The sequence below is a fragment of the Streptomyces sp. NPDC058685 genome, from assembly GCF_042714725.1.
GTDB lineage: Bacteria > Actinomycetota > Actinomycetes > Streptomycetales > Streptomycetaceae > Streptomyces.
The window spans coordinates 40,763-53,466 of the sequence record NZ_JBHXSL010000050.1; the positions used below are offsets into that span (position 1 = coordinate 40,763).

General features: G+C 66.3%; 15 protein-coding genes. 11 read left to right on the forward strand and 4 right to left on the reverse strand.

Annotated elements, in window-relative coordinates; all coding sequences use genetic code 11:
* Positions 1-1,140: 1,140 nt before the first annotated feature.
* A complete protein-coding gene (locus ACFWU3_RS29645; protein ID WP_384443823.1) occupies positions 1,141-1,569 on the reverse strand; it encodes a hypothetical protein in 429 nt (142 codons plus the stop codon).
* Between the two features lie 675 nt (positions 1,570-2,244).
* Between ACFWU3_RS29645 and ACFWU3_RS29650 the strand changes: the two genes are divergently transcribed.
* Positions 2,245-3,048 (forward strand): hypothetical protein, encoded by an 804-nt coding sequence (locus tag ACFWU3_RS29650; RefSeq protein ID WP_384443825.1) that lies wholly within the window; start codon positions 2,245-2,247, stop codon positions 3,046-3,048.
* A gap of 489 nt (positions 3,049-3,537) precedes the next feature.
* On the opposite strand, the gene ACFWU3_RS29655 is transcribed toward ACFWU3_RS29650, so the two are convergent.
* Entirely contained in the window at positions 3,538-3,756 is a 219-nt protein-coding gene (locus ACFWU3_RS29655) for a three-helix bundle dimerization domain-containing protein (RefSeq protein WP_384443827.1), read from the reverse strand.
* 74 nt (positions 3,757-3,830) lie between these two features.
* Here ACFWU3_RS29655 and ACFWU3_RS29660 point away from each other — a divergent pair, with 74 nt between their 5' ends.
* Positions 3,831-3,989, forward strand: a complete 159-nt coding sequence (locus tag ACFWU3_RS29660; protein ID WP_384443829.1) for a hypothetical protein — start codon at positions 3,831-3,833, stop codon at positions 3,987-3,989.
* A 194-nt stretch (positions 3,990-4,183) separates the two neighbouring features.
* Positions 4,184-4,456, forward strand: a complete 273-nt coding sequence (locus ACFWU3_RS29665; protein ID WP_384443832.1) for a hypothetical protein — start codon at positions 4,184-4,186, stop codon at positions 4,454-4,456.
* Between the two features lie 168 nt (positions 4,457-4,624).
* Here the strand turns inward: ACFWU3_RS29665 and ACFWU3_RS29670 are convergent, their stop codons facing one another.
* Positions 4,625-4,909 carry a hypothetical protein gene (locus tag ACFWU3_RS29670; protein ID WP_384443834.1) on the reverse strand — a complete coding sequence of 95 codons (285 nt, stop codon included), beginning with the start codon at positions 4,907-4,909 and terminating at the stop codon, positions 4,625-4,627.
* 216 nt (positions 4,910-5,125) lie between these two features.
* Between ACFWU3_RS29670 and ACFWU3_RS29675 the strand changes: the two genes are divergently transcribed.
* The 3 genes from ACFWU3_RS29675 to ACFWU3_RS29685 all read left to right on the forward strand — a co-directional run bounded on the left by ACFWU3_RS29675 (position 5,126) and on the right by ACFWU3_RS29685 (position 6,307).
* Entirely contained in the window at positions 5,126-5,536 is a 411-nt protein-coding gene (locus ACFWU3_RS29675) for a hypothetical protein (protein WP_384443835.1), read from the forward strand.
* Between the two features lie 150 nt (positions 5,537-5,686).
* Positions 5,687-5,890, forward strand: a complete 204-nt coding sequence (locus ACFWU3_RS29680; RefSeq protein WP_384443837.1) for a hypothetical protein — start codon at positions 5,687-5,689, stop codon at positions 5,888-5,890.
* A 33-nt stretch (positions 5,891-5,923) separates the two neighbouring features.
* Complete coding sequence (locus ACFWU3_RS29685) at positions 5,924-6,307, forward strand: hypothetical protein (RefSeq protein ID WP_384443839.1); 384 nt, start codon at positions 5,924-5,926, stop codon at positions 6,305-6,307.
* Between the two features lie 171 nt (positions 6,308-6,478).
* On the opposite strand, the gene ACFWU3_RS29690 is transcribed toward ACFWU3_RS29685, so the two are convergent.
* Positions 6,479-7,339, reverse strand: a complete 861-nt coding sequence (locus tag ACFWU3_RS29690) for an MBL fold metallo-hydrolase (protein WP_384443841.1) — start codon at positions 7,337-7,339, stop codon at positions 6,479-6,481.
* 595 nt (positions 7,340-7,934) lie between these two features.
* Here ACFWU3_RS29690 and ACFWU3_RS29695 point away from each other — a divergent pair.
* The 5 genes from ACFWU3_RS29695 to ACFWU3_RS29715 form a co-directional block, all read left to right on the forward strand.
* Positions 7,935-8,183, forward strand: a complete 249-nt coding sequence (locus tag ACFWU3_RS29695) for a DoxX family protein (protein WP_384443844.1) — start codon at positions 7,935-7,937, stop codon at positions 8,181-8,183.
* A gap of 451 nt (positions 8,184-8,634) precedes the next feature.
* Entirely contained in the window at positions 8,635-9,255 is a 621-nt protein-coding gene (locus ACFWU3_RS29700) for a hypothetical protein (protein ID WP_384443846.1), read from the forward strand.
* Between the two features lie 158 nt (positions 9,256-9,413).
* Entirely contained in the window at positions 9,414-10,781 is a 1,368-nt protein-coding gene (locus ACFWU3_RS29705) for a Dyp-type peroxidase (protein ID WP_384443848.1), read from the forward strand.
* 25 nt (positions 10,782-10,806) lie between these two features.
* Entirely contained in the window at positions 10,807-11,931 is a 1,125-nt protein-coding gene (locus ACFWU3_RS29710; RefSeq protein ID WP_384443850.1) for a catalase family protein, read from the forward strand.
* 237 nt (positions 11,932-12,168) lie between these two features.
* A partial coding sequence (locus tag ACFWU3_RS29715) for an enoyl-CoA hydratase/isomerase family protein (protein WP_384443852.1) occupies positions 12,169-12,704 on the forward strand: 536 nt, incomplete at its 3' end.

The window sequence follows — 12,704 nt, forward strand, 5'->3', positions numbered from 1 at the left end:
GCCCCCCCCTTCTCCTTTCGGGGCGCCGCCCCCCCCCCCCCCCCCCGCGGGCCCCCGTGCCCAAACGGGCGGGCTCCGGAGGCGGCCCCCCCCCCACCCCGGGTGGGGTAAGCCTCCTCGTGGGCCGCACCGCGTGGGTCAGGCCGGGACGGCTTGCTGCGCCAGCACAGCGAGTGGGGACCGCTGGCCCTTCTCCACCGCGCGCAGTTGCTGCCCCGGCCCGGTTCCCGCCCGGCGGGACAGCTCTCGAAGTTGGGACGCCACCGCCCGGGACACAAGAGGCCGTACACGGCTGCACGTCTGTGCCGGCCCGTAGACAGGGTTCATGAGACGCAGCAGAGAAGAAGCACCCGACTCGGACCTGCCGGGCAGCCTGTGGCACGCCCTGATCCGGCTCCAGCACACGCACCCCGACCCCGTGGGCCGGACTGGACCGCTCGCCCGGCCGGCCGGGCTGCTGTCCTTCACCGCAGCCACGGACACCATCCTCGCGGCCCGCGTCCATCTGTCCGGCGCGGAGACGATGGGCAGGGCGGCGACCGGGTCGCGGTCACCGCGCATATCGACCCCGAGGACGCGCCGGAGCAGGACGTCACCAGCGAGGCCTGGATCCGCGTCCTCGAGCAGGGAAAAACCCTGGAATGGGGCGCACCCGGGCCCCACGAATACCATGGCTGCCTCCATGTCGGCCGGGGCGAAAACGACATCACGTCCCGCCTGAGCGTCGAGCTGCACACGGAACGCACCGAAGGTGACCAGGTCGACGAGGGGCTAAGGGAGGCACTGCGCGGCATCAAAGCCGCCGTCGAAGACACCGAGCACTAGGCAAGATCGGCATGCGCACGGACCGTTGACCAGAAGGTTGGCTTCGCGCGCTGTGCCGTTTGTAGCAGGCGCTGCAGGTCGCAGTGCTCGTGCTCTCTACCCGCGGGAGCGCGAAGGTGCAGCGCATGTGCCGCACTTGGCGAGCCTCTGCGGCGCAGGAGCTTGGCGGAACCAACGTGGCGCGCTGGGCACCACAGGTCCAAGGCGCCGCTGTGGGTGAGGATGAGCAGTCCGCCCTGCCCTGACAGATCGCGCCTTTGGTCGAGGGTCGCGATCGATGAGGGTTTTCCGAATAGTCAGTGTGGGGGCTTACGGCTACGTGCTCTTCAGGGGCCCCTTGAAGGTCTTGCGGAAGACCGGCGCCGCGAAGGGCAGGATGGTGTTCAGCATTTTGCCCTTGAAGGTGTCGGGGTGTTCCCGGGCGAGCTGGATGTCGACGCGTGTGCCCTCACCCTCGGGCGTCATCCGGAACTCCCATCCGCCGCCCGGGCCGAAGACCTTCGAGTCGAGCGTGGTGGCGGTGACCTTGTTCGCCGCGGGATCCCATTCGTAGCGTGCGCGCTCCCACGAGCTGTCCGTTCCCTCGGTCACGTCGGCCCACGTTGCGCCCCGCTCATGGACCGTGAAGTGTTCCGCGTCGATCGTGGGCCATTCCTCGGCCCGCGCGGGGCTGAAGTCGGTGAGTACGTCCATCACCTCCGAGGGGTTCATCGGGGAGTTCATGTGGAATCGCAGGACTGACATGACCTGCTCCTTACCTCGGCACGGACGGTCCCTGCCGCTTGCGGGAACCCCTCGCCGTCCCGCCGCCGCTCATTGGCCTCCTCCCAGGATGCGCCTCTGTCCGCCCGATCGCAGGCGGGCAGGCACTGGCTGCCGCGGGCCCGTGGTGGTGGCCACGATCCGTTCGACTGCGTGCTCTCGTCGAACTGGCTGGCGGCAGCTGCGAGCAGTGTGTAGAGGCTTTCGTACGCTGCGTACGCGCCTCGATCGCCGGGGAGGCTGGAATCTCCAGCCTGTGCGGAGACACATCGAGCACCGCGGGACGGCGGCACTGTCATGACCACGTCCGCGCGCGCTGCCTACTCGACGACATGGGCGGGATCAAGCATGTGACCGACATCTGATGTAAAGATGCATATGTTCTAGTGTGGACATGAGGCAGGCCATGAGGCGATGGCCGAGCACCTCTGGATCGTCGGGGGAAGGCGCTGACGCCGCGGATACGACACCCGCCCAGCGCTTGCCGGTCCCGACCGTGCCCCCGCGCGTTGTCGAGAGCATGGGCCGGCATGGCATCCGGTGGCAGCACGGGGATCAGTGCGCCGCCTTGCAGATCGATGGCCCCGCGTCGCCGGCTGCGAAGGCTTGAGACCACGGCCTGGGGACTGCCGGATCGCGACCACGAAGGAGAAGACGATGTCGGATCCGTTGCCTGACGCACTACTGGGACAGACTCCATCGGCGCTTGCAGAAGAGGTATCCCTCGCGATGCCGCTGAAAGCGCTGCGCATCTCCGGTCGTGACGCGGTTTCGGCCGCTCTCGGCACGTATCGAGACCTGCTCGCCGCGCCCGAGGCGACGGTTCGGCTCAAGGGTGATGCGCTGGACGCAGTCGTGTACAGCGGGAGCATCGACGGGCGGAGCGCGGAGATTGCGGCGCTGGCCTCCCGCGATGCTGCGGGTCTGGTTTCTACCATCGACCTCTACGGCCGGCCGTGGCCGTTCATGGCACTGCTACGGGAAGCGATGGCGAAGGTCGCCCCTGATCTGGCAGACGCCGACCTCGGTACCGGACCGTATGTTCCGGAAGGGCCGACGCCGACATGGGTTGACCATCCGGCCGTCCCGCCGCTGGCGGACGACGTCATCCTGTACTCGCCGATCCTGAGCGAGGAGCCGTCGGGGAAGGCTGTCGTCGGCCCGGTCCTCAAGGCGGCAGCGCAGAGTTTCACCGACCTCAAAGTCCGTGCCGTTCTGCAGCCTGAGGGCCGATCGGGCTTCGCTGTGGTGATCGACGAACTCGTCGACGGCCACGTGCAGCAGCTCATCGAGATCTTCACCCTCAACGACGAGGACGAAGTCGGCGAGATCCGGATCTTCACCCGCCCTTGGGGCGTGACTGCCCACTTCCGGAAGAACATGTACGTCCTCCTCAAGGACCTTCTCGGCCCCGAATTCTGGGAAGGGCCTGACCCGCAAGAACCTCTGCCTTACCTATAGCGTGCACTTCGGCATCCTCGGAGAGGGGCCCGCCGACGGGATGCCGCGGGCGGCACGGCGCGCGCTCACCCCCGGCAAACCGGCTGTTCGATCAGCCAGTTGGCCGCGGCGGTGCGGGCCGTAGATCTGGCTGTTCCGCTCGTCATGTCGACCGCATCGCCGGGGCGGGCTGCCGCCCCGAGCAGTGGCTCGTCCGTCGTCCCGGTGGTGCTGTCCCTGGGGGTGAGCGAGGTGACGACATGGCTGTTCACCGTGCCGTCCGCGGCGATGTCCTGCGGCGACGTAGGCGGCCAAGGGCGCCGGGCTCGTTCTGATCCACCATACGCCGCTCCTGGGGAGACTCGGCCGCATCTTCAGCTCGACGCCGCAGCAGGGCCGCCGCTCCCCGCAGCACGACACTCGCCATGCCCCCTGGTCCTCGGGCCTCGCCCCCGCCGCCTGTGCTCACCAAGGCCGAGCGGCGCGGCGCGCGGGTACATGTGTGGAGCGTCAGGTACGGCGTTCTGTCTGTTCGTCGGTGGGCAGCAGGTCCTTGGCTCTGCGTTCCATCAGGACCGGCAGGTAGGTGCGTACGCGTGCGTATCGGAGCTCTTCGTACGCGGTCTGAACCGAGCTGCGCACCAGTTGGGAATCCAGCTGAGGGTGCGCTGCTATCAGCCGTGCGGTCACGTGGCCTATGGCCACGGCGTCCTCTGATTCCGCTTTCATAGGCCTCGGCCCTCCTCCGGGATCGCCTGTGTTCAGTTTCGCGGAGCGGCTTTCCGTGGGGAAGTCGATCTCTCGTGCTGTCGTTTGTCGACGATCTCGACGGTCGGGTCGCCGAGATCGCCCGGCGCGGCATCAGGGCCGCGCAGCGTCAGACGTTTGAGGGTGGCGTGACGAAGGCGACCTACCGGGACGCGGATGGCAATGAGATCAGCCTTGGCGGCGGCTCGGGCTGATGCCACATCGAGCGTGAGGTCCTGCTGGTGCTGCTGCTGGCCGGTTAGCTGTAGGTGCGACGGAGCCCCTGCCGTGGAGTGTGCCGGGGGCCGGTGCCTCGCTGTTCGCCGCCGACGATAGCCGGGTCGGCGGTGGTGCACGCCTTGCTAAGCGCTGGTCAGAAGTAGTAGGCGCAACGTTCTCCGCAGAGGAAGTGTCCCTGGCGCTGCGAGTCCTTGACACATACGACGGTGAGCAAGCAGACCAGGTACACAAGGCCGCAGTCGCCTTGAGCGGCGGAAGCCTGCACAGGCTGGCTTCCTGGATGGACGGGGTCCGACCACCACTCGACAACTTCTTCTGGATCGCTGGAGGCGAGCAGCCCGACGCGACGGAGGATCAGATCTTTGCTGCGCGCTTCTTGAACGCTTACTACGGCAAGACCGTCCTGTCGCGCCAGACGAAGTGGGCTGACAGCAGCTGGTGACGACAGCGGAGCGCATCACGCCGGTTGACCCGCCGCAGGCCCCTGCCGCTTAGGGCAGAGCGACGTGACCGTGTGCGGGCGGGTTCGTTGAGTGGGGTGCCGGAGAGTGCAGGGACCTCGGCCGGTGGGGATCGGGGTCTTTGTGCTTTCCGGGCCCGGTTGCCGCGGCTAGTGAGTGCTGGTGTCGTCGGTGACGAGGATGGCGTGAGGGTCGGCGGGCTGGTCGGTGAGTTGCAGTCCGGCTGCGGTGAGGATCGTGGTCAGAGCTATGCGTAAGGCTCTGCGCAGCCCGGTGTTCGCATTGCGCAGGTGAGTGTCGGGTCTCCAATTCACGAGTACACCGTCGTCGGTGGCGTGGACGGTGAGTCCTTCGGTGGTGCTGTCGTTGAGGGTGAAGCCGGCGCCGGTGAGGACGGCGGCGACCCGGATCTGCAGCTTGGTGTGGTCTGTCATGGCGGGCAGCGTAGATGCTCGACCCCCAGCTGCGACCAATGAAAGAGGGACAACCGGACGAGCCTTCCCGGCGGGGCACGCCTTGGCCTTCGGTTGCGGTTCACGGGGGTGACGGGCCGGGATGGTGACCGGGATTGATGTATTCGGATGGATTCCTGGTCGGGTTCGGACGTCGGCTGGCACGCTGGGCGGAGTTGACCGTTCAGGGAGGCTGCCATGAGTGATGACGACCGCCGAAAGGCGCAGCTGGTCGAATGCGAGGGCTGCAAGGCCGGCCCTGGCCGGGACAACGTTCGTATCGTCATGGTGAACAAGGGCCGGAGCATCACGGAGACATGGCATCTGCCGGACTGCCCGGACCACCTCGTAAACAGGATTTACCTCGAGGACAGTGCCCGCCGGGTCCAGGAAGAGCAGGCATGGGCCGAGGGAGTGTTTCCCAGCGCCCATGCACGCCTCCGCGAGGCCGCCGCAGCTCTCACCGCCGGTGATCCCGCTGCGCCGATTGCTGCCGCGCTCTGCGAGTTGGTACAGGCGCAGGCGGAGCGTGCCGGCTGCGTGACGCTTGCGGAGTGGGCGAGGATCCTGGAGCGGCACTTCCCGCCCCACCTGCCACCCCTGGACTGACAGCCGTGTAGGGGCCCGGGGGTGACTTCCGTGGATCTCACGGGCTTCCCCCTCGTCGCATTCGATTGGGGAGGTGTGTGACGGTCACGGCCGTGATGTGGATGTTCACGGATTCCGGCGGCAGGCCCACCGAAGCGGCAGGAGAAGACGATGTCGGACCCGCTGTCTGGCGCGCTCTTGGGTCAGACTCCAACGGCGCTTGCAGCGGAGGTTTCCCTCGCGACACCGCTGAAAGCACCGCGGATCTCCGGTCGCGAGGCGGTGTCGGCCGCTCTCGGCACGTATCGAGACCTGCTCGCCGCGCCCGAGCCCACGGTTCGGCTCAAAGGCCATGCGCTGGATGCAGTCGTGTAGAGCGGGAGCATCGACGGGCGGAGCGCCGAAGTTGTGGCGCTGGCCACCTACGATGCTGCGGGTCTGATTTCCGCCATCGACCTCTACGGCCGGCCGTGGCCGAAGACTGTCGTCGGACCCGTCCTCAAGGCGGCGGCGCAAAGCTTCAGCGACCTCAAGGTCCGTGCGGTTCTCCAGCCCGAGGGGTGTTCGGGGTTCGCTGTGGTGATCGACGAACTCGTCGACAGCCACGTGCAGCAACTTGTCGAGTTGCTCACGCTCTACGACGAGGGCGAAGTCGCCGAGATCCGGATCTTCACACGCCGATGGGCCGTGACTGCCCACTTCCGAAAGAACATGTACGTCCTGCTGAAGGACATTCTCGGCCCCGAATCCTGGGAAGGGCCCGACCCGAAAGAACCCCTGCCCGCCCCATAGCTGCCTCTCCGACAGTCGCCTGTGCCGAGGCGTACACCGGGGGCATCACAGCACATCGTCCCTGCCGTTTGCGGGAACCCCTCGCCGTCCCATCGGCCCTCTCCAGCATGCGCCTCTGTCCGCCCGATCGCAGGCGGGCAGGCACTGGCTGCTGCGGGCCCGTGGCGGTGGTCACGATCCGTTCGACTGCGTGCTCTCGTCGAACTGGCTGGCGGCAGCTGCGAGCAGTGTGTAGAGGTTTCCGTACGCTGCGTACTTCTCCATCATCCGGCCGACGAGGTCGGGGGCGGAACTGCTGTCGGCCACCGCCCTGTCGAAGTCCTCGATGTAGCGTCGGCTCTGGTCGAGAACGCGTCGAGCGTCGTCGTCGGGTGCGTCCGGGGCCTTGTGGCCGGTGATGATCCTTTCCGGTCGCAGAGCCGCCAGGGCGTCCAGCGTGGCGAGCCACTCGGTCCGGGTGTCCGGCGTGGAGCGCCACAGCCACATGTGGATGTTGTTGTAGGCGACGTCGCCGGAGATGACGGTGGCCAGATCGGGCACGTGGACCACGCTGTTGACGACGCCGTCGCTCCGTCCGAGGACGAGCGGGCGCACGCTGTGGCCGTCGATCTCGAGTTCTTCGGAGGTGAGGGCCGTGGGAGTGGCCGCCTTCTCGTCGAACTGCCCCCCGAGCCATCCTCTCCAATTGTCCAGCGACTGGGCCGACCGCCGGGCTTCTCTCACCACCTCGGGGAGGGACACCAGGTGTGCCTGCGGAAATGCCGCCAGCGTGGGCCCTGCGCCGAAGAAGTGGTCCAGGTGTCCGTGGGTGATGTAGACCGTCGTCAGGTTCTTGCCCGACTCCTGCACCCAGGAGGCCAGTCGCTCACCCTCGGCCGTGGTGATCAGGGCGTCGACCAGGAGCGCGTCGGTACTGCCGGCGACGAGGCTCGCCGTGGTGGCCGGCCACGTGGCCTGCTGCGGTGCGGTCCAGCCGGGTGGGTCGGGGATCGGCTTGTAGCCACTGTTGAACACATCGATGGACAAGGACACGGTGTCCTCCCTTGTCGGCGGGTTCGCTGTCTTCCACGATGCGCCGCCAATCCCAGAGCGCCACTTCTTACCGGCCTCGCCTGCGGCAGTGCGGGGTGCTGTCCACGGCCGCGGGTCGTGCCCGGTGCCCCAGCCCCGGACCCCCGCCGGCGATTGAGACGCGGGGGTCGGCCCCGGGCGTTGCTGGGCGTGGGCCGGGCCAGCGAGCCGCTGGAGAAGGCGGCCGAGCCGCTGATCCGGTTGATCCGGGAACTCCGCCCGCACGTGATCACCACGTACGACGAGACACGCCCGGGATGGGCCGAATACTCAAGAGTCTCGCTTGAGCATTCATGAGTTGCGGTTTTGGGTGTGACATGAAAGTTCAAGTGTGTGGTCGGCTTCGCACCGGCCGGTGAACCGGCCGCTGTCGCGCGTTAGGGAGAAGACATGTCTCGTTCTGTGCAAGTGTGCCTCGGGTGGGCGGTAAGGCCCGGCACATCGTTCTGTGGATCCTTCAGGTCTTTTTGACCGGCGTGTTCGTCATGGTGGGGGCTTCGAAGTTGGCCGGCGCGCAGGACGTGGTCAAAATCTTCCAGGACGTCGGTGCCGGGCAATGGCTTCGGTACGTCTCACCGGCTCTCTGGAGCTGGCCGGGGCAGTTCTGTTGCTCGTTCCCCGACTGAGTTCCCTGGGTGGTCTGATACTCACCGGAGTCTTGACGGGCGCATTCCTGACCTGTCTGTTTGTGCTCGATGAAAGTCCGGTACCGGCAGCGGTGCTGCTCGTCCTGGCCGCAGTCGTCATGTGGAACCGCCGTGAGCTCATGCTGGGCATCATCGGTCAAACCGGGGCGTCCGCTTGATCGGTCCGGGCCCGGTGCGAGGGCCCCCGGCCTCCGGTGCGCCGCCCAAAGCGGCGAAAGATCGACTTCCCGACCAAAGGCCACGCCGCATCGGCAGGACTGACCGGCTGGAATCAGGCTGCCCGGTGCGGCGATAAGTGGTGGCAGAGCACCTGCGACGCCCGCGGTGAAGCTCGACTGCCGCCGTTCCATCTGCGGCAGCCCGCCGCTAGGACGACATGAGCGTGGTAGCCGCTGCCGTGAGCGAGGCTATCGCCGGACGCCGGCTGTTCAGCGCGTGGCCTGGGATCAGAATCCGTCCTGAAGGGCTGTCGGTGAGCTGAGTGGCGGGACCTCATTTCTCGGATGAGACTGGATCAGTGGGTGCTTCGAGCGCGGACACAGTGCTGCAGTCACGATTCTTCCTTCTCTCGGCTTCGACTTCTGAGGTGGCGAAGGAAGTTGAAAGGAAATGGCAGACATGACAAGCGATACGCAGTCAGCCAGCGCTGAGGAACAGTTCAAGCAACTGCGCGAGTTGTTCGCCGATGCGCCGGAAGTGGGCAAGTCGGCCCTCGAACGGGTGCTATCCGAGCTGAAGTCGCAGGCGTCGATGACCCCGCCGCCACCTGTGGAGAGCGCGGGACGGGTCGGGAGCCGCCTGGGCAAGGTATCCGAGCTGACGATCTTGGTGCCGCTCGCACCCGGGGGTGCCAAGCGGCTCCGAGCGTTCCTCCAGCTACTGAACGGCAACCTCGCCGGCGCAGACAAGGTCGGTACCGTCCATGACATGCGCTTCGTGTTTCTGGACAACGACACGAGGATGCTGTTCGCCACCACCTTCGACGGCGACTGGGACCCGTACATCGACGACTTCATCGCGAAGATTCCCGACTACCTGGACATCATCGACTCCGCCTGGGACGGGTGGCCGGGGATCCGGGACCCGGGCGCGAAGGACTACCTTGCCGCTCACCAGGTCACCGCGGAAGGCTGGTACGTCGGCAACCCCGATCTGACCGTGGCTGACATCCGGCGTCTTAAGCGCATTGGGCAGGCCGTGGACACATTCCTGGACGCCGTCGGCGACTAGCGAGCTCGCATGGTCGGTGGTGACGCGTCCAGGGCCGCGGCGGAGTTCAGCGTTCACGCCGGGGGTGATGGTGCGTTCAGGCTCGGCGAGCCTCCACCGGGGCAGCCCGCGGGCTACGCCGTGGCCGGACGCGCCTCCGTTCTCGGGAGGAACAACGTATGGCACTCATCGATCGCCAGGGCCCGAGGCTTCCGCGCACCCCAGTCACCCTTGAGCTCGACGACATCCAAGCGACGGTGCTGCGCTATCGTCCCGAGCCGTATTACGGAACACACGTCATGCTCCAGGTGGCCGATGCGCATGCCGGCCGCGAGTTGCTGCGGCGACTGGCTCCCCATGTCAACTCCGCCGCTGACTGGTGGCGCGCCGACGACACCTGGATCTCGGTCGCCGTCAGCTACACAGGACTGGAGGCGCTCGGAGTTCCGGAGGATTCACTGCAGAGCTTCCCGGAAGCGTTCCGGATGGGGATGGCCGCGCGCGCTCAGGACCTTCTGGACGAAGGCGACAACGCGCCGGAGAACTGGGACGAGCCCTTCGGGAGCGGGCAGATCCACATCGGGGTGAGCGTCTTCAGCGACTCGGCAGATACATGGCGACGGACCACGGAACTGGCTCGACGGCAGTATCAGGGCTTTCAAGGCCTCACCGTCGTCCTGGAGCAGGACTTCGGTGCTCAGCCCGGAGATCTCAACCCACTGGGCTACAAGGACTCGATCGGCCAGCCCGCCATTGAGGGCTGCGGCGTCGACTCGCTGCCGGGTCAAGGGCAGCCAATCAAGGCCGGCGAGTTCATTCTCGGCTATCCGGGAGAGAACGGCGAGCCGCTGCCGATGCCCACCCCCGACGTATTGGGGCGCAACGGCACGTTCGTCGGACTGCGTAAGTACCAGTCCCGCGTCGGGACATTCAACCGCTTCCTGCGCGCGCACTCGGAGACAGAAGAGGAGCGCGAGCTGCTCGCCGCGAAGCTGGTGGGACGCTGGCGCAGCGGAGCGCCACTGACACTCGCCCCGGAACACGACGACCCGGAGCTCGGCGCGGATCCGCATCGAAACAACGATTTCACATACGCCAACGATCCGCGCGGACATTGCGTGCCGCTGGGCTGCCACATGCGGCGTATGAACCCGCGTGACACCAAGATGGCGATCCTCGCGGACGTGAACATCCATCGCATCATCCGGCGCAGTACCACCTACGGGGCGCCCTATGATCCGGATCAGGCCTCCAGCCGCGACGACGAGACACCCCGCGGGCTGTACTTCATCTTCCTCAGCGCCAAGGCAATGGCCACCCTGGAGTTCCTGCAGCAGGAATGGATCAACAACGGAAATTTCATGAGCCTGGGTGATGAGCGCGATCCCAACATCGGTCTGCAGGAAGACGGGGCAACGTTCACGATCCCCAGAAATCCCGTGAGACGCCGTATCCATGGGATCGAGACGTTCAATGTGCTGCGGGGCGGTGAGTACTTCTTCCTGCCTTCCTTGAGTGCATTGAGATGGCTCACAGACCTCGCCTGATAACCGGTGTACTTGGAGAAGTGCGATGGTGCCATCCGAATTCATTCGCTACACCCCTGAGGTCGAGACGATCGACCCGGACATCGACGATCAGCTGGCGTCGATCATCGAGTTCTGGGAGAAGAAGGGCCGGGAATCGCCGAAGGCCGAGGGCACGGGGAGGGCAGTCCGCGGCGCCCATGCGAAGTCATTCGGCCTCGTCAAAGCGGAGGTTCAGATTCTGCACAACGTTCCTCCGGCGTATGCGCAGGGAATCTATGCCGAGCCGGGCCAGCATGGCGCCCTGATGCGTTTCTCCAGTACCTCAGGGCATCTGGGCACGGACGTGCAACTCGGGCCCGGCCTTGGTTGCGCGATCAAGATCTTCGATGTGCCAGGATCCAAACTGGTCGAGGACGAGCCGGACGCGACAACGTTCGATCTCGTACTCAAGAACAACACGACGTTCATTGCCAATACCGCGAGACACTATCTGCTCACAGAGGACGTGGTGAACAACCTGCCGGACTATTTGGCGCGCGGTAAGGCAGGATTCAAGGAGCTACTCGCGGATTTCCTCACGGGCAAGGGGAGTTTGGAGCAGTCCGACTGGGCCTGGGATGAACTGTTCGCGTTCGTCAGGGCGGCAACGCAGACTCCGTTGCGAAATCCCCTGCTTTCTACATTCTCCACTATGGGTGCCATACTCCATGGTGACTACATCGGGAAGGTGCGAATCGCTCCGGCTCCGCACAATGCTTCGCATGTGATCCACCATGAACTCGACCTCAAAAGCCGCCCGGACGTCTTCCATCCGACGCTGGTGGATGAACTACTGGCAGGATCCTTCGACTTCGATCTACAGGTTCAGCTGTGCACGGACCTCGACGCGATGCCAGTCAACGACGTGACCGTCGAGTGGCCGGAGGACCGATCCCCCTTCGTCACCGTCGGCCGGGTGCGAATTCCGAGCCAGGACATCTCGGGGCCGGAGAATTCCGAGAAGAGCGACGCACTTGCCTTCAACCAGTGGCGGGTCACGGCCGAGCACAGGCCGCTGGGCGAGATCATGCAGGTGCGGCAGATCTACACCGCGTCGGCCAAGGTGCGCCGCACCTACAACAAGCAGCCCCAAGTCGAGCCGACGAGCGCTGACGAGGTGCTGCCCTAACAGGCCAGCCTTTCGGTGCGATGCCAGCCCGCTGAAGGCAGACGCCCCGTCTGCCCATCGCGCCGACCGGGGGCGCCGCACGCGCTGTGTATCGGAAGAGCACCCTCAGCGAGTGGACGACCACCGGCCGACCTCAAGCGACGAGCCTTATCGGGATCACCCCACGACCGCGGCGCAGGGGCAGTCCGGATCCTTCGTGGCAGGTCGCCGGGGTTGCGCGACGACAGGAGGACCCCCATGACCGCCTCGTACGAAACCATCGACACCAGCGTGGACGGCAACGTCCTGACCGCCGCCTTCAACGCGCCGCCGATGAACCTCATCGGTCCCGAGGTGGTGCGGGACCTGGTCTCGCTGCTCGACGGCCTGTCGCAACCGGACGCCCCACGCGTGGTGATCTTCGAGAGCGCGGACACCGAATACTTCTTCCCGCACGTCGACATGACGAAGGTCGCCGAGTACACCGCCGAGGCCGCGAAGGCCGGAGGCCCGGGCGATGCCTCCCTGGGAATGCTGTTCCGCAGGCTGAGCCGGCTTCCCGCCGTCACCATCGGCAAGCTGCGCGGTCGCGCCCGGGGAGCCGGCAGCGAGTTCCTGCTCGCCTGCGACATGCGCTTCGCCTCCCGGGAGAACGCCGTCCTGGGCCAACTGGAAGTGGCGGTCGGAGCTCCCCCCGGTGCGGGCGCGATCCAGCACCTCACTCGTCTGCTGGGCCGGGGCCGGGCACTCGAGGCCGTACTGACGTCGTCGGACTTCGACGCGGACCTCGCCGA